The sequence below is a fragment of the Chromohalobacter marismortui genome, from assembly GCF_004364315.1.
GTDB lineage: Bacteria > Pseudomonadota > Gammaproteobacteria > Pseudomonadales > Halomonadaceae > Chromohalobacter > Chromohalobacter marismortui.
This window is the reverse complement of sequence record NZ_SOBR01000008.1, coordinates 36603-55836: the sequence shown is the minus strand read 5'-3', so window position 1 is coordinate 55836 and position 19234 is coordinate 36603. Positions and strand designations below refer to the sequence as shown.

Sequence of the window (19234 nt, the reverse complement as noted above, 5' to 3'; positions counted from 1 at the left end):
CTACAAGGACAACACCATGGCTTTCTTCCATCGTCTGCTCGGTCAGGACACCCTCGACGACCACCAGCACAAGAGCCTCGGGGCATTCGGCACTGTCGCCCTGTGGCTCGGCGCCAACGTCGTGGTCACCACCATCCTCACCGGCATGCTCCTGGTGCCCGATCTGCCCTTCGCGACCGCCATGGGCAGCGTGCTGATCGGCTCGTTGATCGGCGCCATTCCGCTCCTGCTGGTCGGGCTGATGGGCCAGCGCACCGGCCTGCCCTCCATGGCGTTGACCCGGCGCGCGTACGGCCCACTCGGTAGCCGGCTGATCTCGCTGGTCAACATGGGGGTACTGATCGCCTGGAGCTGGATCCAGGCCCTGCTCGCCGGCATGAGTCTCGACTACGCCATCCAGGCGACCACCGGTTACTCCAACCTGCCCTTGATGACCATCCTCTGCGAGACCGTGGTGGTCCTCATCGTGCTGCGTGGCCACCTGGGCATCGAGCGGGTCGAACGCTGGGCGGCGATGGCCATGGTGGCGCTGGCCGCCGTGGTGCTCTACCAGCTGAACCTCCACTACGATGTCTCGACCCTGCTGGACATGCCGGTGGAGGCACGTAACGGCATCACCCTGGGCATCGCCTTCGACATCGTCATCGCCACCGCCTTCTCCTGGATCTCGTCCTCGGCGGATTACAATCGCAACTGCAAGAGCGGCGCCATCGCCGTCTGGGGCACCTACCTTGGCTACGTGATGGCCGCCATGATCGCCATGGGACTGGGCGCCGCCGTTTCCGGACTGTCGGTCATGAACGGCATGGAGCAGACCTACGACCCGACCCGGCTGCTCTCCGGTTTCGGCTTCGGCCTGCCCGCGGCCCTGGTCATCTTCTTCTCCGTGATGACCACCAATGTCATGGCCGTCTACAGCGCCACCCTGTCCTGCATGAACGTGTCGCCCGGCATGGCCTTCTGGAAGCCGGCGCTGATCATCGGAATCGTGACCGTCTTCGGCGCCCTGATTCCCGGCATCCTGGACCAGTTCCAGAACTTTCTGCTATTGATAGGCGCGCTGTTCATCCCGGCCTTCTCGGTGATCATCGTCGATTACTACCTGGTCGGTCGCGAGGGTTACAGCCCCGAACTGCTCAAGGCGCGTCACCAGCTGGGACGCCCCACCGCGCCGGTGGCCATCGGTGCCTACGTGATCGGCGCCGGGCTGGCCGCCTACTGGTCGCTGGTCGCGCCGCTGGCCTTCGGCGCCTCGCTGCCGGTCTTCGTCATCACCGGCGGCCTCTACTGGCTCGGCGCCATGCTGTTGACCAAGTCCCGCGCCAACGCTTCAAAGACCGCAGGAGAGTGACACCGATGAGACTGATGCTGGCGCAGACCGATCCCGTGTGCGGCGACGTGGCCGCCAACCTGGCGTCTCTTGCGCGCCAGTGCCAGCAGGCGGTGGCGGCCGGTGCGGACCTGCTGGTCCTCCCCGAGCTCGCCCTGAGCGGCTACAACATCTTCGAACGACTGGAGGAACTCGCCGAGCCGGTGGGCGGCCCGATCGCCCAGCGGGCCGCCGAGCTCGCTGCCGAGCACGAGCTGTTCCTGCTCTTCGGCCTGGCCGAGCGGCAAGCCGACGGACGCCTGACCAATTCCGCCTTGCTGATCGATGGCCGGGGCGAGCGTATCGCTACCTACCACAAGCGCCAGCTGTGGGATCGCGAACATGCCTTCTTCGCCGCCGGCGAGGACTGCTGCGTGGTGGAGACGCGCCTCGGCCGCCTCGGGCTGATGATCTGCTATGACAACGAGTTTCCCGAGGTGGCCAGGGCGCTCGCCACTCAGGGGGCTCAGGTCATCCTCTCGCCCACCGCCAACATGGTGCCCAATGCCGTACGCCAGGCGCTGCAGACCCGGGCCCGGGCCCTCGACAACCAGTGCTTCGTCGCCTGCATCAACCGGGCCGGCGAGGAAGCCGAGCTACATTATTGCGGCAACAGCCTGATAGCGGGGCCGGATGGCGAGGTTCTGGGGCGCCTCGGTGACGCGGCGGGCAGCCTGGTGGTCGACATCGACCTGAGCCGCATCGACGCAAGCCGCGCCCATCAGGACTATCTCCAGGACCTCAGGCCGATACCGGAGACAAGCGCATGAGCCGTTTTTCGCTTCCTCGAGGCGATGCCGAGAACTGGTATCGCACCACGTCGCTCGATGACGGGATCACGCGGATCGACGAGCCCGCCATCAAACCGTTCTACCGCTGCAATATCTGGCACGTCCGGGGCCGGGAGAGAGACTTGCTGGTGGACTTCGGGCTGGGTGCCGTGCCGCTGCGCCGGCAGGTCCCGCTGCTCAGCGAACGCGACCTGATCGCGGTGGCGAGCCACACCCACTTCGATCATATCGGTAGCGCGCACGAGTTCGACTGCTGCCATGTGCACGCCGCCGAGGCCGATATCCTGGCCGATCCGGACAATGCGCGCACCCTGGCCGACGCCTTTCTCGACGACGCCATGTTCGATGCCCTGCCGCCGGCCCCCTTCGAGCATCACCGCTACCGTATCGCCCCGCCGACGCGTATCGCCACGCTCGAGGACGGCGAGATCATCGACCTCGGCGACCGCCGTTTCGAGGTCATCCATACACCGGGGCACTCCCCCGGCGGCATCGCGCTCTGGGAGGCCGCCAGCGGTATCCTGATCTCGGGCGATCTCATCTACGACGGGCCACTGATCGAGGATGTCTATCACAGTAACGCCCGCGATTACGCCGCCAGCATGCGCCGTCTGCGCGAGTTGCCCGCGCGCGTCGTTCACGGCGGTCATTTTCCCAGTTTTTCCGGGGCACGCCTGCACGCCATGATCGATGACTGGCTGCGCGACCACGCCCTCTGAAGGAGCCACCATGCAAGCACTCGACCATCAATTCATCGATAACCGCTGGGTCAAAAGCCACGGTACTCGACGCCTGGCGGTGATGGACCCGTATCACGAGCGCCAGATCGCCGAGGTCACGGCCGGCGATGCCCGCGACGTCGAGGAGGCCGTCGAGGCGGCACGCCGCGCGCTACCCGGATGGCATGCCCTGGGCGGCGAACGACGCGGCGCCTATCTGACTGCGCTGGCCGACGCCCTGACGGCACGCCGCGAAGCTCTGATGGAGCTGTCCGCGACCAACAACGGCAAGGCGCTCGCCGAGGCCGGCATCGATCTCGACGACGCCATCGCCTGCTATCGCTACTACGCACGCCAGGCCGGCGACCTGGAAGCACGCCAGGGACGCCGCATCACCCACGACATCGAGGGCGTCGACGCCCACTGCTACGAAGATCCCGCCGGCGTGATCGGCCTGATCACGCCGTGGAACTTCCCGCTGGTGACCAGCGCCTGGAAGATCGCGCCGGCCTTGGCGGCGGGCTGCACGGTGGTCTTCAAGCCCTCCGAGGTCACGCCGCTGCCGGAACAGGCCCTCGCCGAGATCGCCCTGGAGATCGCGTTGCCGCCGGGCGTGCTCAACCTGCTGCATGGCGATGGCGACGGCATCGGCATACCGCTGACGCATCATCGCGGCATCGACAAGCTGTCGTTCACCGGCAGCAACGCCGTGGGCGAGCGCGTCATGCAGGCCGCCGCCGAGGGAAGCCGTGGCGTGTCGCTGGAACTCGGCGGCAAGTCGCCGATCCTGGTACTCGAGGATGCCGAGGTCGAACAGGCCGCCGACTGGGTCATGGCCGGCATCTATTTCAACAGCGGGCAGATTTGCTCGGCGACCTCGCGACTGATCGTGCACGAGACTCTGGCCGAGGCGCTGTACGCGGCACTGGCCACGCGCATCGACGCCATACGCCTGGGCGACCCGCTGGGCGAGGAAACCGACATGGGACCGATGACCAGCCAGCGCCAGCGCGACCGGGTCCGCGACTACCTGGCCGTCGCCGAGCGCGAGGGCCTGGAGGCGGTGCGCGACACCCGCCATCGCCCGTTGCCGTCGCAGGGCTATTTCATCGCCCCGACGCTGTATCGCGACGTGCCCACCGACAGCCGCCTGTGGTGCGAGGAGATCTTCGGTCCGGTGCTGTGTGCACGCAGCGTCGCCTCCGATGACGATGCCCTCGCCCTGGCCAACGACAACGAGTTCGGCCTGGCCGCCACGGTCATCAGCGGCGATCCGCGACGCGCCCAGCGGGTCGGCCGCGCATTGCGCGCCGGCAACATCTGGTACAACAGCGAACAGATCGTCATGCCCGAGGCCAGCTGGGGCGGCTTCGGACGCAGCGGCATCGGCCGCGAGCTCGGTCCCTGGGGGCTGTCCGCCTATCTGGAAGTCAAGCACTTGATCGGGCCGGCATAACCGGCACCGCGCTCGACACGCACGTCGGCCGGCCCCTTTGGAAGCCGGCCGATACGCCAGACGCCCCCGCCGGCATGAGCCGACGGGGGCGTCTTTGTGTGGCGAGTCAAGCGTCGCCGGGGCGGTGTTACACGCGCGTCTTGAGCTGTTGCACCAGATTCTTGTAGAGGCGCGGAGTGGCAGCCATGAGATTCTGTTCGAGGCCGACCGTAGGGCTGCCGTCCAGGCCACCCATCAGGGCGCCGGCCTCCTTGAGCAGGAGACTGCCGACGAGCTGATCCTGCTCTTCGAGCCCCAGCACGAAGGCGGTATCGACACGTCCGGCAGCCAGTTGTGCGAGATCCAGGAGGCCGCTGCCCGTGCTGAGGAAGCTTTCGACCTGCGGCCCCAGCGCCTGGGTCAGGGTCAAGTAGACGGGCAGATGGCGTGTACGCAGCCAGGTCTCCGGCAAGCCGACGGCGACGCGCGCGCCTTCGACGTTGATGTGACTGGGCACGCGGATGCGACGACCGTTGAGCTGTGCGCCGCGTCCACGGCTGACGAGATACTCATCGTCGTTGAAGGGGCACACGATCACCGCATGCTCGGGCCGCCCCTTGACCAGACAGACCAGCGAGATGGCAAAGCTGGGCGACGCCACCGCCAGATTGGAATAGCCGTGGAACGGCTCGATGCGCCAATGGAAGTCGGCACCCTCGCCTTCGCCGTCACGGTGTTTCGTATAACGGCCGGAAATGCCGTGCTGCGGGTAGCTGCGCCGAAACTGCGAGTCGATGAGCGTTTCGGCATTACGCGCAGTATCTTCCAGCAGCTTGTCGAGCTGCTGGTCGCCACGCGCGACTTCGATGCGGTCGCGAGCGCGCACGAACTGCTCGGCGGCACTACGCGCGGCGCGCAGTGCGAATTGAACCATGGGATGCATGATACGGGCCTGAATCTCGGAAACTGTTAAAGAACGCCGCGCATCCTAGCAGAAGGCGTCCACAACGGGAAGTTTCGCGACCTCAAGCCATGATAGACTCGCCTTTCGTTTCTCAGCCGCGCCCCTATCACCATGCTCGACAAACTTCGTATCGTCCTCATCGGCACCAGCCACCCCGGCAACATCGGCGGCACCGCCCGCGCCATGCACAACATGGGACTCGCCGACCTCGCCCTCGTCGCGCCGCGCTGCGAAGTGTACGGCTCGGAATCCCATGCACGTGCCTCCGGCGCCGATGCGCTGGTGAGCAGCGCACGCGTGCATGCCAGCCTCGAGGAAGCCGTCAGCGATTGCACCTTCGTGGTCGGCGCCAGCGCCCGCGTGCGTCATCTGCCCTGGCCCATGCTCACCCCCCGCGCGCTCGGCGAGCGCCTGCCCCGGGAATGCACACCGGAGAACGCACGGGCCGCGCTGGTCTTCGGCCGCGAGGACAGCGGCATGACCAACGGCGAGCTGCAACGCTGTCATGCGCATGTGCACATTCCCACCAACCCCGACTTCAGCTCGCTCAATCTGGCCGCCGCCGTCCAGGTGCTGGCCTATGAATGTCGGCTGGCGGCGCTGGGCGCAGACGACGCCCCGGACATGCCGTTCGGGGTCGAATGGGACAACCCGCCGGCCACGCACGACGACCTGGAGCGTTTCTTCGAGCACCTGGAGCGCACCCTGATCGATATCGACTTCCACGACCCGGATAATCCACGTCAGTTGATGGCGCGCCTGCGCAGGCTCTTCATGCGCAGCCACATCGACAGCATGGAAATGAACATCCTGCGCGGCATCCTCGGGGCGGTAAACAAGCAGCGCCGGGCATCGAGCCGCCAGGAATACCACGACGGGAATGGTTGACCGCGTTACTGGGTTTTCCCATAATACGGACACGTTTCAGGCACACAGTCCCCATGGATTGCATGTCCTGCCTGGTCAATCGCTTCATCACCGACGCCCGATTACCTCGACTTATGCGCTTGACGACCAAGGGACGCTACGCCGTCACTGCGATGCTGGATTTAGCGCTGCATGAAGATGCCGGCCCCATCAGCCTCGCCGACATTTCCAAACGCCAGGCGATCTCGCTGTCCTATCTGGAACAGCTCTTCGCCAGGCTCAAGCGTGCCGAACTGGTCAATAGCGTACGAGGACCGGGTGGCGGTTATTTGCTCGCGCATGCGTCCAGCACCATTTCGGTAGCGTCGGTCATCGGTGCGGTGGACGAGTCGGTGGACGCCACGCGTTGTCAGGGGCTCTCGGACTGCCAGCAAGGCGATACCTGCCTGACGCATCACTTGTGGTGCGATTTGTCGAAAAAGATTCATGGCTTCCTCGATGCCATCACGCTCGCCGAGCTGGTGGAACGTGAAGAAGTCCGCGATATCGCCGCACGCCAGCATCAGCGCGTGGCAACGGAAACGATCAGCACCGACACCATCAGCATCGCCCCGCAGTGACCCTGCGTGGCGACAGGCGTCAGCGCCATCAGCGATACGAGCCGTCATGACCTCACCCGTGTACCTCGATTATGCCGCCACCACGCCCGTCGACCCGCGGGTCGCCGAATTGATGGCGCGTCACCTGACACTCGACGGCGTCTACGCCAACCCCGCCTCGCGCAGCCACATGCCCGGCTGGCTGGCCGAACAGGCGGTGGAAAGCGCCCGGCGTCAGGTCGCCGACCTGATCGCCGCCGACCCGCGAGAAATCGTCTGGACCAGCGGCGCCACGGAGGCCGACAATCTCGCCCTGACCGGTTTCATGCGGGCCAACCGCGCACGCGGCCGGCATCTGGTGACCTCGCGCATCGAGCACAAGGCCGTCGTCGATACCGCCACGGCGCTCGAGGCCGAAGGCTTCGACGTCACCTGGCTGACGCCCGGCGCAGATGGCCGCGTGACGCCGACACAGCTCAATGACGCGATGCGCGAGGACACCGTGCTGGTCTCGTTGATGGCCGTCAACAATGAGCTGGGCAGCATCCACGACCTGGCCGCACTCGCCGAGGTGATTCATGCCGGTGGCGCGGTCCTGCATGTCGATGCCGCCCAGGCCACCGGCAAGATTGCGCTCGACGTCAACGCCATGGGCATCGACCTGATGTCGATGTCGGCCCACAAGACCTATGGCCCCAAGGGCGTGGGCGCGCTTTACGTCCGGCGCAGCCCCGACATCCGCCTCGAGGCCTTGATTCATGGCGGCGGGCATGAGCGCGGCATGCGTTCGGGCACTCTGCCCACGCACCAGATCGCCGGCATGGGCGCGGCCTTCGCCCTGGCGGGCGACGAACGCGAAGCCGATCATGCCCACGGCCTGGCCATGCGCCAGCGCTTCCTCGATGGCCTCGAGGCGTGCGCAGGCGTGCACTGCAACACGGCGCTCGACGTCTCGGTGCCGACGATCGTCAACCTGGCTTTCGACGATGTCGACGGCGAATCGCTGCTGATGGCCCTGCGTGCGCTGGCGGTCTCGACCGGGTCGGCGTGCAACTCGGCAAGCGTCGAGCCATCCTATGTATTGAAGGCCATCGGCATCGATCGCATTCGCGCCCTGGCGTCCATACGCTTCAGCTTCGGCCGCTTCACCACCGAAGCCGATATCGACACCGCAAGCGCCGAGCTCAGACACGCACTCGGTGCCCTGCGCCAATGATTCGAGGCCGTCGCACCGACTGCGCGGCGGCTCATGCAAGGAGGTCAACATGGCTAACATCAGTATCAGTTCCGCCGCCGCCGAACAGATCCAACATGTGCTCGCCGAGCGCGGCAATGGCCTCGGCCTGCGCGTGGCGGTCAAGCCCAGCGGCTGCTCCGGCTATAGCTACGTACTCGACATCGCCGACGAAATCGGCGCCAATGACGTGCCCTTCGAGGACCATGGCGTCAAGGTACTCGTCGACAAGGAAGCCTTGACCATGCTCGATGGCACCGAAGTGGACTACGTCAGCGAAGGGCTCAATCGCTACTTCCGCTTCAACAACCCCAATGCCACCGACCAATGCGGCTGCGGGGAAAGCTTCAGCGTCTAAAGATGCCCACATGCCAAGGCGTGCGCCACGCTTGGCGACACGCTACAATGGCACGCTTTTTTCGACATCCGTCGAGTTTCACGCCACGCGTCGTCTCGAGCGACGCGTTGGCGTATCGATCAAGACCCTCGATTTCAGTCACGGAGACATTGACCTCATGGCCAACGAACGCACCCTGTCCATCATCAAGCCCGACGCCGTCGCCAAGAACGTCATCGGCGAGATCGAAAGCCGCTTCGAGAAGGCCGGCCTCAAGATCGTCGCCGCCAAGATGCTCCAGCTTTCCCAGGCGCAGGCCGAAGGCTTCTACGCCGAGCACAAGGAACGCTCCTTCTTCGGCGATCTGGTCGGCTTCATGACCTCCGGCCCGGTGATCGTGCAGGTATTGGAAGGCGATAACGCCATCGCCGCCAACCGTGACCTGATGGGCGCGACCAATCCCAAGGAAGCCGAGGCCGGCACCATCCGTGCCGATTTCGCGCAGTCCATCGACGCCAATGCCGTGCACGGCTCCGACTCGCCGGAATCCGCCGAGCGCGAGATCGGCTATTTCTTCGGCAGCGAAGAGATCTGCGCACGCTGATCGCTTCCCGCGGGGGCCAGTCGGCCCTCGCACCGCCATCCACCGAGCGTACGACCCACCATGACCCTCGATACCGCCACGCCCCGCACCAACCTTCTCGGCCTTACGCGCGAGGAGATGGAAGCCTTCTTCGTCTCATTGGGCGAGAAGAAATTTCGCGCCGCCCAGGTGATGAAGTGGATCCATCACGAAGGCTGCGACGACTTCGCGTCGATGACCAACCTCTCGAAGGCACTACGCACGCGCCTCGAGGAAGTCGCCGAGGTGCGTGGTCCACGCGTGGTCTACGAAGGCGCCTCGCAGGATGGCACGCGCAAATGGGTCCTCGAGGTGGAGGACGGCAGCTATGTGGAAACCGTGCTGATTCCCGCCGAGGGCGGCAAGCGCCGCACGCTCTGCGTGTCGTCTCAGGTAGGCTGCTCGCTGGACTGCAGTTTCTGCTCCACCGGCAAGCAGGGATTTCAGCGCAACCTCACCAGCGCCGAGGTCATCGGTCAGGTGTGGGTGGCCAGCAACAGCTTCGGTGCGCGTCGAGACAGCACCAACCGCCCGGTCACCAACGTGGTGATGATGGGGATGGGCGAGCCGCTGATGAACTACAATGCCGTCGTGCCGGCCATGAAACTCATGCTCGACGACAATGGCTATGGCCTGTCCAAGCGCCGCGTCACGCTCTCCACCTCCGGTGTGGTGCCGATGATCGACAAGCTAGGCGACGAACTCGACGTGAGCCTGGCGGTCTCGCTGCATGCCGCCAACGACGAGCTACGCAACGAGCTGGTGCCACTGAATCGTAAGTACGACATTGCCACGCTACTCGATGCTTGCCGCCGCTACATGGCCAAATGCGACGACACGCGCATGCTGACCATCGAGTACACGCTGATCAAGGACGTCAACGATCAGCAACGTCATGCCCAGGAGTTGGCAACGCTACTCGGTGATCTGCCGTGCAAGATCAACCTGATTCCCTTCAATCCGTTCCCGCACTCGGGCTACGAGAAACCGTCACGCAACCAGGTCATGCGCTTTCAGCAATGGCTCGAGGAACTCGGCCATACCGCCCCCGTGCGCATGACACGCGGCGATGATATCGATGCGGCCTGCGGACAACTGGTGGGACGCGTCAAGGACCGCACCAAGCGTCACGAGCGTTACATTCAGTCCATCCAGCTCGACGCCGATTGAGCGTCGTCTTGACTTCACCGAGATGCGGCGCTTTGATGGGAGTCTTTCAGACGACGAACAGCGTCTCATCGCAACGCCTGACGCCATTGTTTCGAGAGGGTTCCATGACGCGCCGCCATCGACCACCTTCGATCCGCTCGTTGAGTGCCGCGATGTCGCTCGTCCTGCTACTGAGCGGTTGCGCCGTTCAAGTCGAGCGCGAGTCGACCTACGCGCCGCCGGACACCGGTGAAGCGGTGGATGCCTACGTCGATCTCGGGCTGGCCTATCTCAAACGCGACACCCTGTCACGCGCTCGCGATGCACTCGAACATGCCCTGGAACTGGGTCCCCACGATCCGAAGGCGCTAGAGGGCATGGCGCTCCTTTATCAACGTCAACAGCAGCCGGCCCTCGCCGAGGAATTCTTCAAGCGTGCGCTGGATGCCAACGGCGCTTATACTCGCGCGCGCAACAACTATGCTGCTTTTCTGTACGATCAGGGCCGCATCGCGGCCGCCTGTCAGCAACTGCAGCGAGCAGCACGAGACACCACGTATAACAATCGTGCCCAGTTGCTTGCCAATCTGGGCCAATGCCGGTTCGAGCAAGGCAAGCTCGACGCCGCGCGACGCCCGTTGGAACAGGCTGTCGCGTCCAACCCGCGCGACGCACAAAGCCTGTTACTACTGGCGAGACTCGACCATACGCAGGGTCATGATGAACGTGCCTGGGAACGTCTGCAGCGTTTCTTCACCTTGACCGAGGCCACTCCGGAAAGTCTCGAACTGGCGAGCGAGATTGCTCGCGCCCGGGGCGACGAGGATGCCGCGGCCTTTTATCATCGGCAGCATGACGCTTCCTGAGGCATGATCCGACCACACGAATTCGAGAAGGATGCTCTGGTATGAGCGACACTCACGAACAACACGTTTCCCCCTCTCCCAGCGAAGGTCACGAGCCCCCGGGCACTCGGCTGAGGCGCGAGCGCGAGCGGCAGGGGTTGTCGCTTGAAGAAGTGGCCGAGCAGCTCAATCTCAGGCCCGCCGTGGTCACCGGCCTGGAAGAAGATCGCTTCGATCAGGTCCCCATCGCCACCTATCGACGCGGCTACCTGCGCGCCTACGCCAAGCTCTTGGGGGTCGACGACAAGCTAGTGGCGCAGGACTACGACGCCCTGCATGGTCGCGACGACCTTGACCGTAAAGTCGCGCCTCCGGCATACCGTTCACAACCGCCCTCACGCATCGGCGCCTGGCTCTTCAAGCTGGTCACGCTGCTCATCATCGTCGGGCTGATCGGCCTCACGCTACTGTGGTGGCAGAGTCGTGAAGGCAATGACTTATTCGGGCTCGGCGATAAGCCCGCCGCCTCCATGGACAGCATCGATAACGGTGGCGGCAGCACCGAAGGCAGTGCACAAGCCGCCAGCATGGCAGACGATGCTTCCTCCGGCGACAGCGTGTCCACACAACGGTCCAGCCGCTCCGACGCAGCCTCCGGCGTCGACGCACAGGACAGCCTGCCGTCCGTGCCCGACGAGAGCGACGACCTGGGCCTCGTCGATAACGACGCCGCACGGATTGATGAGGTGCCGACCACTACCACTGACACCTCGGCAAGCAACGAATCCGTCACGTCCACTGCGCAAGGCAATGCAACGAGCACGGACAGTGCCGCCGCCAGTACCTCGGCGAATGACGACACCGCCACGCAAGACGACGAGGCCAACACGGCAGCCGCGAATGCCAATCAACTGACACTGACCTTCAACGAACAGTCATGGACCGAGATCTATGATGCCGACGACCAACGCCTGATGGTGGGCCTGCAAGACCCGGGTACCAGTACCGAGCTGCAAGGCACGCCACCGTTTCGCCTGACGATCGGCAACGCCTCCGGTGTCGATCTCCGCTATCAGGGCGAGAGCGTTGACCTGAGCCAGTATACCGGCGGCAACAACGTCGCCCGCTTCACCTTGGGAGAGTGATACGCTGATGCATATGCAATCTCCGATTCAACGGCGCCAGTCTCGCCAGATTCACGTCGGGAATGTCCCCGTCGGCGGCGGGGCCCCCATCGCCGTGCAAAGCATGACCAACACCGACACGCTGGATGTCGCCGCCACCGTGGCACAGATTCGCCAACTCGAGGCAGCCGGCGCGGACATCGTGCGTGTCTCGGTACCCACCATGGAAGCCGCCGAGACCTTCGGCCAGATCAAACGTCAGGTCTCGGTTCCGCTGGTGGCCGACATCCACTTCGATTACAAGATCGCCCTGCGGGTGGCCGAGCTGGGCGTCGATTGCCTACGTATCAACCCTGGCAACATCGGTCGCGAGGATCGGGTGCGGGCGGTGGTCGATGCCGCGCGTCATCACGGCATTCCCATCCGCATCGGCGTCAACGCCGGGTCGCTGGAAAAGGACCTGCAGAAGAAATACGGTGAACCCACGCCGGAGGCACTGGTCGAATCCGCCATGCGCCATATCGAGCATCTCGACCGCCTCGATTTCCAAGACTTCAAGGTCAGCGTCAAGGCCTCCGACGTGTTCATGGCGGTGGCCGCCTATCGTCAGCTCGCCCAGCGCATCGATCAGCCCCTGCACCTCGGCATTACCGAAGCCGGTGGCCTGCGTTCGGGGACCGTGAAGTCGTCGATCGGGCTCGGCATGCTGCTGATGGAAGGCATCGGCGACACCATCCGTGTCTCGCTGGCCGCCGACCCCGTCGAGGAAATCAAGGTCGGCTATGACATGCTCAAGAGCCTGCGCCTGCGCTCCAAGGGCATCAATTTCATCGCCTGCCCGAGTTGCTCGCGCCAGAACTTCGACGTCATCGGTACCATGAACGCCCTCGAGGAACGCCTCGACGACATCATGACCCCACTCGATGTCTCGGTCATCGGCTGCGTGGTCAATGGCCCCGGCGAAGCCAAGGAGAGCGATATCGGCCTCACCGGCGGCGACCCGGCCAACCTCGTCTATATCGACGGCAAGCCGGCCAGCAAGCTTCGCAACGACCACTTGGTCGACGACCTGGAAGCGCTGATCCGCGATAAGGTCCGCGAAAAAGAAGCTCGCGAACGCGATACCATCGCCCGCGAGGCATAATGCGCCGCTCGCGCGCCCCGTACCGGTTCAGGAGTCAGCATTGAGCAACAAGATCCAGGCCATCCGTGGCATGAACGATCTGCTACCGGAGCAGTCGCCTGTTTGGCAATACTTCGAGCGTCAGATCCAGCATCTCATGCAGCGCTATGGGTATAGTGAAATCCGCACGCCCATCATCGAACAGACGGCGTTGTTCAAACGCTCGATCGGCGAAGTGACCGATATCGTCGAGAAAGAGATGTACACCTTCGAGGATCGCAACGGTGACAGCCTTACCTTGCGGCCGGAAGGAACCGCCAGCTGCGTACGCGCGGCGCTGGAGAACGGCCTGCTGTACAACCAGACGCAGCGCCTGTGGTATCAGGGGCCGATGTTCCGCCATGAGCGCCCGCAAAAGGGCCGCTATCGTCAGTTTCATCAGGTCGGTGTGGAAGCCTATGGCATGTACGGGCCGGACATCGACGTCGAAATGATCCTGCTCAGCGCCCGCCTGTGGGAGGCGCTCGGCCTGATGCCCCACGTGCAGCTGGAGCTCAACTCGCTGGGCTCCAACGAGGCCCGTGCCGCCTACCGCGATGCCCTGGTCGCCCACTTCGAGGCCCATGCCGATGTCCTCGACGAGGATTCCCGGCGCCGCCTGAGTACCAACCCGCTGCGCATCCTGGACTCCAAGAATCCCGACATGGCCGAGATGCTCGAAGCCGCACCGCGCCTGATGGATCATCTCGACGACGACTCGCGTGCGCATTTCGCCGAACTTACCGCCATGCTCGACGCAGCCGGTATCGAGTACGTCATCAACCCGCGCCTGGTGCGGGGGCTGGACTATTACAGCCGAACCGTGTTCGAGTGGACGACCCAAGCACTGGGCAGCCAGGGCACGGTGTGTGCCGGGGGACGCTACGACGGCCTGGTCGAACAGCTCGGCGGCAAACCGACGCCCGGCGTCGGGTTCGCCATGGGGGTCGAGCGCCTGATCCTGCTGCTCGAGACGCTCGACCTGGTCCCCCAGGCCGCACGGCCGCGCACCGATGTCTATCTGACGGCCATGGGCGATGCCGCCAGCCGCGAAGCGATGCTGCTGGGCGAACGCCTGCGTGAAGCGCTGCCCGACATGCATTTGCAGGTGCATTGCGGCGGCGGCAGTTTCAAGAGCCAGATCAAGAAAGCCGACAAGAGCGGGGCTCGCATGGCGCTGTTGCTGGGCGAAGATGAACTGGCCAGCGACCGGGTAGGAATCAAGTTCCTGCGCGAAGATCGCGATCAGGAAAGCGTGGCCCTCGATGCGCTCGCGGCACGTCTCCAGATGCTTCTCGCGGAGGCTTGAAGAACCAAGCGCCGTTTCGTACGAACAGCCATTGAAGGAGAGCCCCCGTGGCGGAGCTTATTACTAGCGAAGAAGAACAGCTTGAGACGCTCAAGCGCTGGTGGAAAGAATATGGCAAGGCGGTCATTGCCGGCATCGTGCTTGCCGGCGCGGGCATTTTCGCCTGGTATGCCTGGCAGGATTATCAAGTCTCTCAGGCGACAGCCGCGTCACAACGCTACCAGCAGCTCACGCTGCTGATGCAGCAACCGCAGATGAACGCCGAGCAGCGTCAGCAAGCAACGTCCATGATCGAGGGACTCAAGAGCGAACACGGCGGTACGCTGTATGCTGAGCTCGCCGAACTGATGCGCGCCCGCCTGGCGGTCGATGCCAATCATCTGGAAAGCGCGCGCGACACCCTGTCAGCATTCATCGACGGCAGTGAGCATGCCTACCTCGACGGACTCGCACGCCTCAACCTGGCGCGCGTGCAGATCGCCCTGGACAATGCCGAGGGCGCACTGACGACGCTTGGGAACGACATCCCCGCCTCGCTCGACGCACAAGTCGCCAACACGCGTGGCGATGCGTACGTGGCGCTCGATCAGCCAGACCAGGCGCGCCAGGCCTACCAGGACGCGCTCGCCCTTGCCAAGGAGCAGGATCTACCGCTCTTCGGCGTGCAGCTCAAGCTCGACAATCTCGGTGTAAAGGACGCCAGCTGATGAAATTCAACCACTTGCTGTTACCGGCCGCGTTCACCCTGTCCACCTTGCTGGCGGGCTGCGCCGGCAACGTCGAGCCGCAGTACCCTCCCAAGGACCTCAAGGACATTGCAACGTCGGTGACACTCGACGAGCGCTGGTCCACTTCGGTCGGCGACGGCCTGGGACGAGCACGCTATCCCTTGAACCCTCTGCTCGCCGACGGCACCCTCTATACGACCAGCGAAGATGGCCTGTTGCGCGCGCTCGATGCCGACAGCGGCGAGACCAAGTGGGAAGTACGCCTCGATACACCGCTCTCCAGCGGCCTATCCAGTGATGGCACCCGACTTTACGCGGGAACGCGCAACGGCGCCGTCGTTGCCATCGACCGCACCGATGGCAGCATAGCGTGGCGCTCCGAGGTCTCCAGCGAAGTGTTGGCCACCCCCCAGCTCAACAGCAAGCTGATCGTGGTCCAGAGTGTCGACGGTACGGTCACCGCCCTCAATCGCAGCACCGGCCAGGAAGAGTGGACCTACAGCAGCAACCGGCCTTCCTTGACCTTGCGCGGTACGGGCACGCCACGTGTCATTGAGCCTGTCACGTTCGTCGGCTTCGCCAATGGCCGGCTGGTGACGCTCGACAACCGTAGCGGCCAACCGCTATGGGACATGCGCGTCGCGGTCCCCAGGGGACGCACCGAAGTGGAACGACTCGTCGATCTCGACGGTCAGCCGGTGCTCTCCCGAGACGGCCGTCTGTTCGTGACCAGCTACAATGGCCGCGTGATGGCGCTGGAAGCCACCAGTGGCGAAGTCATCTGGTCGCGCGACGAATCCAGCTACCTGACCCCGTTGCGCGTCGGCAATTATCTCTTCACCGTCAACGCGGCCAGTCATGTCCTGGCACTCGACGTCGATACCGGCAGTGTGCTGTGGGAATCCGATGCACTCGAGGGCCGCGACCTGACCGCTCCCACCTTCATCGACGGCAAGCTGGCGCTGGGCGATTATCAAGGCTATGTCCATCTGCTCGACGCCACCAGCGGCGAGATCGTGGGTCGCACGGAACTCGGCGGCGGCGGCATCGACCTGCCCCTGCTGGCCGACGGCAAGCGGCTTTACACCCTCACCAACGACGGCGAACTGGCCGCCTACGATATCGACGAAAAAAGCGACTAGCGGGAGCGTCTCAATCGTTTGTGAGCGGGCACCTCGCGTCGAGGTGCCCGTGCCATTTGTGGGCCCTTAGCGCTCAGCAATGCTAGAATCACGCCACACCATGCGACATCCGCGTAGCGTCTCCTTGTATAACGACCACGTCGCATGTCCAGCCTCACTCAACGCTTTTGTGCGCCGGTTTACGAGACAACATGAATCCCGTCATCGCCCTGGTAGGCCGACCCAACGTCGGCAAATCGACCCTTTTCAATCGCCTGACGCGCACACGTGACGCGCTGGTCGCCGATTTCGCCGGCCTTACCCGTGACCGCAAGTACGGCAACGGCGCGCTCGGTGACAAGACCTACACCGTCATCGATACCGGCGGCATCAGCGGCCATGAAGAAGGCATCGACGCCGCCATGGCCGAGCAATCGCTGCTGGCCATCGACGAAGCCGATATCGTGCTGTTCATGGTCGACGGGCGCAGCGGTTTGATTGCTGCCGACGAGGCCATTGCCAATCACCTGCGCGTCAATCAGAAAAAAACCTGGCTGGTGGTCAACAAGACCGACGGACTCGAAGAGCACACGGCATCGGCCGACTTCTGGCAACTCGGCCTGGGTGACCCGCACCCGATTGCCGCCGCGCATGGGCGCAACGTGACCGCCTTGATCGATGAAGTGCTGGCGCCCTTTCCGCCACGTGAGCACAATGCCGCGCCACCCGATATCAGCAACGGTATTCGCATCGGGGTCATCGGCCGCCCCAATGTCGGCAAGTCGACGCTGGTCAACCGTCTACTCGGCGAAGAACGGGTCGTCGTCTTTGACGAGGCCGGCACCACTCGAGATGCCATCGAGATTCCCTTCGAGCGCCGCGGCAAACCCTATGTACTGGTCGACACCGCCGGCGTACGGCGCCGCAAGAACGTCAAGGAAACCGCCGAGAAATTCTCGATCATCAAGACGCTCGAAGCGATCAAGGATTGCCATGTGGCCGTCATGGTCCTCGATGCGCGCAGCGGCCTGGTCGAACAGGATCTGCACCTGCTCGACTATGTCCTGAGCAGCGGGCGCGCGCTGGTCCTGGCGGTCAACAAATGGGACGGTCTCGAGCAAGAGGCGAAGGACAAGATGCGCACGGAAATCAAGCGGCGCCTGGGCTTCGCCGACTATGCCGAGATGCATTTCATCTCCGCGCTGCACGGCACTGCGGTGGGCGACCTCTATCCTTCCATCACGCGCGCCTTCGACTCGGCCAACAGTCACTGGTCGACCAACCGTCTGACCACGCTCTTGCAGGATGCGGTGAGCGAGCATCAGCCGCCGCTGGTCCATGGTCGCCGCATCAAGTTGCGCATGGCCCACCAGGGCGGCAGCAATCCACCGATCATCGTGGTGCACGGTAATCAGACCGGTGCTTTGCCCGAAGCGTACAAGCGGTATCTGATCAACACCTTCCGCAAGGTACTCAAGGTACGCGGTACGCCGATGCGCTTCGAGTTCCGTTCGGGCAACAACCCCTACGACGACAATGCCGGTGCCAGCGACCGCGAGAAGGCCAAGAAACGCGAACTGAACCGCACGCGCGAGGCACGCAAGAAGCGCCGCTAAAAGGGGTCACTCGTCACTCTTGCCCATCGCCCATCACACGATGGCGTCCCGCCAGTTTGGCGCTGGGCGCGTCGTGCAGGCCCGTCACCCCAGCGCAAAGCGTCACGCCTGACTCGCCCGACGCCTGGACCGTGCGGGGCTGCGACTGAAACTGCAGGCGATGACATATTCGTGACACGCATATTCCAACGTGCTCAAGGCCTCGCCCAGCGCGCAACGCCATCGCGGCTCATCGTCGAGCAAGGCGAGTCGCAGCTCGCTTTCTGGCATGCCGTCCTCCCCTGACTGTATGACCGTCTCGCCTTCAAGCACGTTACGACTCTTGCGCCTCATGCCTAGCGCCTACCCACTGGCAAGCAAACTGCCAGGCGGCGCGCCCGCTTCTCACTCCACGCAAGGTAGCGAAACGCACCGCGTCCTCGCGGGCCGCATCGTTCCAGGCGTCATCCCCACCCAGGTAGTGCACCCAATGCTCGCATGCGGTCAGGTAGGCATTCTGGTTGAAAGGATGAAAGGCCAGCCACAGCCCGAACCGATCGGAAAGCGAGATACGTTCCTCCACCGCATCGCCATGATGAAGTTCGCCGTCGACCAAGCGCGTGTCCTGGTTATCGGCGAGTGACTCGGGCAGCAAGTGGCGTCGGTTGGACGTCGCGTACAGCAGCACGTTTTCAGGCGGTCCGGTCAAGGTACCGTCGAGCACGCTCTTGAGCGCTTTGTAGGCGTCGTCGTGGCCTTCGAAGGAGAGATCATCGCAGTACACGATGAAGCGATGCGTCGAGTCGCGTAACCGTTGCACCAGTCCTGGCAGGCCAACCAGATCGTGGCGGTCGACCTGAATCAAGCGCAAGCCTTCCGGCGCCAGGGTGTTGAGCAAGGCCCGGACCAGCGACGACTTACCACTGCCACGGGCGCCCCAAAGCAGCGCATGATTCGCCGGGCGCCCGTGCAAGAAAGCGCGCGTGTTGCGCAAAAGCGCCGTCTTCTGGCGCTCGATGCCGACCAGGTCGTCCATGCCGACGCCATCGCGTGCGGCTACCGGGATCAAGTGGCCGCCCAGCGCATTACGCTGCCAGATCGCCGCCACGTCACGTGACCAGTCGACGGCTGCGGGCTCCGGCGGCAACCACGCCTCGACTCGATCAAGCACCTTGTGTAGACGTTGCGCTAGCTCGGCGTCCATCCTTCCCCTCCTGTCACTGTTGATTCCAGAATCCCGCCTGTGCATCGCTGGTTGACCCAA

General features: G+C 64.1%; 19 protein-coding genes. 17 read left to right on the top strand and 2 right to left on the bottom strand.

What is annotated here, in order from left to right; genetic code table 11:
- The first annotated feature begins 16 nt into the window (after nucleotides 1–16).
- From C8E00_RS14520 to C8E00_RS14505, 4 genes are read left to right on the top strand one after another with little or no spacing between them, the layout of a single operon-like run.
- The gene (locus tag C8E00_RS14520) at nucleotides 17–1351 is read left to right on the top strand and encodes a purine-cytosine permease family protein (protein ID WP_133698241.1); all 1335 of its coding nucleotides are present in this window, start codon (nucleotides 17–19) and stop codon (nucleotides 1349–1351) included.
- 5 nt (nucleotides 1352–1356) lie between these two features.
- Nucleotides 1357–2139: a carbon-nitrogen hydrolase family protein gene (locus C8E00_RS14515; protein WP_133698240.1), complete on the top strand. Its 783-nt coding sequence runs from the start codon at nucleotides 1357–1359 to the stop codon at nucleotides 2137–2139.
- Entirely contained in the window at nucleotides 2136–2879 is a 744-nt protein-coding gene (locus C8E00_RS14510) for an MBL fold metallo-hydrolase (RefSeq protein WP_133698239.1), read from the top strand. The genes C8E00_RS14515 and C8E00_RS14510 overlap by 4 nt, the downstream gene beginning before the upstream one ends.
- Before the next feature lie 10 nt (nucleotides 2880–2889).
- A complete protein-coding gene (locus C8E00_RS14505; RefSeq protein ID WP_133698238.1) occupies nucleotides 2890–4335 on the top strand; it encodes an aldehyde dehydrogenase family protein in 1446 nt (481 codons plus the stop codon).
- A 127-nt stretch (nucleotides 4336–4462) separates the two neighbouring features.
- Here the strand turns inward: C8E00_RS14505 and C8E00_RS14500 are convergent, their stop codons facing one another.
- On the bottom strand, nucleotides 4463–5257 hold the full coding sequence (locus tag C8E00_RS14500; protein ID WP_133698237.1) for an inositol monophosphatase family protein: 795 nt from the start codon (nucleotides 5255–5257) through the stop codon (nucleotides 4463–4465).
- A gap of 132 nt (nucleotides 5258–5389) precedes the next feature.
- On the opposite strand from C8E00_RS14500, the gene C8E00_RS14495 reads away from it, so the two are divergent.
- The 13 genes from C8E00_RS14495 to der all read left to right on the top strand — a co-directional run bounded on the left by C8E00_RS14495 (nucleotide 5390) and on the right by der (nucleotide 17991).
- Nucleotides 5390–6166: an RNA methyltransferase gene (locus C8E00_RS14495; RefSeq protein WP_133698236.1), complete on the top strand. Its 777-nt coding sequence runs from the start codon at nucleotides 5390–5392 to the stop codon at nucleotides 6164–6166.
- 113 nt (nucleotides 6167–6279) lie between these two features.
- Nucleotides 6280–6765, top strand: coding sequence for a Fe-S cluster assembly transcriptional regulator IscR (iscR, locus tag C8E00_RS14490; RefSeq protein WP_133698295.1), 486 nt, complete (start codon nucleotides 6280–6282; stop codon nucleotides 6763–6765).
- Nucleotides 6766–6811: 46 nt separating this feature from the next.
- Nucleotides 6812–7960, top strand: a complete 1149-nt coding sequence (locus C8E00_RS14485; RefSeq protein ID WP_133698235.1) for an aminotransferase class V-fold PLP-dependent enzyme — start codon at nucleotides 6812–6814, stop codon at nucleotides 7958–7960.
- Between the two features lie 49 nt (nucleotides 7961–8009).
- Complete coding sequence (locus tag C8E00_RS14480; RefSeq protein WP_133698234.1) at nucleotides 8010–8336, top strand: HesB/IscA family protein; 327 nt, start codon at nucleotides 8010–8012, stop codon at nucleotides 8334–8336.
- A gap of 157 nt (nucleotides 8337–8493) precedes the next feature.
- Complete coding sequence (ndk, locus tag C8E00_RS14475) at nucleotides 8494–8919, top strand: nucleoside-diphosphate kinase (RefSeq protein ID WP_133698294.1); 426 nt, start codon at nucleotides 8494–8496, stop codon at nucleotides 8917–8919.
- Nucleotides 8920–8979: 60 nt separating this feature from the next.
- Nucleotides 8980–10107 carry a dual-specificity RNA methyltransferase RlmN gene (gene rlmN / locus C8E00_RS14470; protein WP_133698233.1) on the top strand — a complete coding sequence of 376 codons (1128 nt, stop codon included), beginning with the start codon at nucleotides 8980–8982 and terminating at the stop codon, nucleotides 10105–10107.
- A gap of 104 nt (nucleotides 10108–10211) precedes the next feature.
- Nucleotides 10212–10952: a type IV pilus biogenesis/stability protein PilW gene (pilW, locus tag C8E00_RS14465; RefSeq protein ID WP_133698232.1), complete on the top strand. Its 741-nt coding sequence runs from the start codon at nucleotides 10212–10214 to the stop codon at nucleotides 10950–10952.
- A gap of 41 nt (nucleotides 10953–10993) precedes the next feature.
- Nucleotides 10994–12076 carry a RodZ domain-containing protein gene (locus C8E00_RS14460; RefSeq protein WP_133698231.1) on the top strand — a complete coding sequence of 361 codons (1083 nt, stop codon included), beginning with the start codon at nucleotides 10994–10996 and terminating at the stop codon, nucleotides 12074–12076.
- A 7-nt stretch (nucleotides 12077–12083) separates the two neighbouring features.
- Nucleotides 12084–13199 (top strand): flavodoxin-dependent (E)-4-hydroxy-3-methylbut-2-enyl-diphosphate synthase, encoded by a 1116-nt coding sequence (gene ispG, locus C8E00_RS14455; protein ID WP_133698230.1) that lies wholly within the window; start codon nucleotides 12084–12086, stop codon nucleotides 13197–13199.
- A gap of 40 nt (nucleotides 13200–13239) precedes the next feature.
- Nucleotides 13240–14526, top strand: a complete 1287-nt coding sequence (hisS, locus tag C8E00_RS14450) for a histidine--tRNA ligase (RefSeq protein ID WP_133698229.1) — start codon at nucleotides 13240–13242, stop codon at nucleotides 14524–14526.
- Between the two features lie 47 nt (nucleotides 14527–14573).
- A complete protein-coding gene (locus C8E00_RS14445) occupies nucleotides 14574–15233 on the top strand; it encodes a YfgM family protein (RefSeq protein WP_133698228.1) in 660 nt (219 codons plus the stop codon).
- The gene (gene bamB, locus C8E00_RS14440; protein ID WP_133698227.1) at nucleotides 15233–16396 is read left to right on the top strand and encodes an outer membrane protein assembly factor BamB; all 1164 of its coding nucleotides are present in this window, start codon (nucleotides 15233–15235) and stop codon (nucleotides 16394–16396) included. Before C8E00_RS14445 ends, bamB begins: the two co-directional genes overlap by 1 nt.
- A 191-nt stretch (nucleotides 16397–16587) precedes the next feature.
- Nucleotides 16588–17991 carry a ribosome biogenesis GTPase Der gene (gene der, locus C8E00_RS14435; RefSeq protein WP_133698226.1) on the top strand — a complete coding sequence of 468 codons (1404 nt, stop codon included), beginning with the start codon at nucleotides 16588–16590 and terminating at the stop codon, nucleotides 17989–17991.
- Nucleotides 17992–18304: 313 nt separating this feature from the next.
- On the opposite strand, the gene C8E00_RS14430 is transcribed toward der, so the two are convergent.
- Entirely contained in the window at nucleotides 18305–19174 is an 870-nt protein-coding gene (locus C8E00_RS14430) for an ATP-binding protein (protein ID WP_133698225.1), read from the bottom strand.
- Nucleotides 19175–19234: the final 60 nt, after the last annotated feature.

Coding starts and splice junctions, on each gene's coding strand:
- C8E00_RS14520 (WP_133698241.1), top strand. CDS start 17: ATGGCTTTCTTCCATCGTCTGCTCGGTCAGGACACCCTCGACGACCAC.
- C8E00_RS14515 (WP_133698240.1), top strand. CDS start 1,357: ATGAGACTGATGCTGGCGCAGACCGATCCCGTGTGCGGCGACGTGGCC.
- C8E00_RS14510 (WP_133698239.1), top strand. CDS start 2,136: ATGAGCCGTTTTTCGCTTCCTCGAGGCGATGCCGAGAACTGGTATCGC.
- C8E00_RS14505 (WP_133698238.1), top strand. CDS start 2,890: ATGCAAGCACTCGACCATCAATTCATCGATAACCGCTGGGTCAAAAGC.
- C8E00_RS14500 (WP_133698237.1), bottom strand. CDS start 5,257: ATGCATCCCATGGTTCAATTCGCACTGCGCGCCGCGCGTAGTGCCGCC.
- C8E00_RS14495 (WP_133698236.1), top strand. CDS start 5,390: ATGCTCGACAAACTTCGTATCGTCCTCATCGGCACCAGCCACCCCGGC.
- iscR (WP_133698295.1), top strand. CDS start 6,280: ATGCGCTTGACGACCAAGGGACGCTACGCCGTCACTGCGATGCTGGAT.
- C8E00_RS14485 (WP_133698235.1), top strand. CDS start 6,812: ATGACCTCACCCGTGTACCTCGATTATGCCGCCACCACGCCCGTCGAC.
- C8E00_RS14480 (WP_133698234.1), top strand. CDS start 8,010: ATGGCTAACATCAGTATCAGTTCCGCCGCCGCCGAACAGATCCAACAT.
- ndk (WP_133698294.1), top strand. CDS start 8,494: ATGGCCAACGAACGCACCCTGTCCATCATCAAGCCCGACGCCGTCGCC.
- rlmN (WP_133698233.1), top strand. CDS start 8,980: ATGACCCTCGATACCGCCACGCCCCGCACCAACCTTCTCGGCCTTACG.
- pilW (WP_133698232.1), top strand. CDS start 10,212: ATGACGCGCCGCCATCGACCACCTTCGATCCGCTCGTTGAGTGCCGCG.
- C8E00_RS14460 (WP_133698231.1), top strand. CDS start 10,994: ATGAGCGACACTCACGAACAACACGTTTCCCCCTCTCCCAGCGAAGGT.
- ispG (WP_133698230.1), top strand. CDS start 12,084: ATGCATATGCAATCTCCGATTCAACGGCGCCAGTCTCGCCAGATTCAC.
- bamB (WP_133698227.1), top strand. CDS start 15,233: ATGAAATTCAACCACTTGCTGTTACCGGCCGCGTTCACCCTGTCCACC.
- der (WP_133698226.1), top strand. CDS start 16,588: ATGAATCCCGTCATCGCCCTGGTAGGCCGACCCAACGTCGGCAAATCG.
- C8E00_RS14430 (WP_133698225.1), bottom strand. CDS start 19,174: ATGGACGCCGAGCTAGCGCAACGTCTACACAAGGTGCTTGATCGAGTC.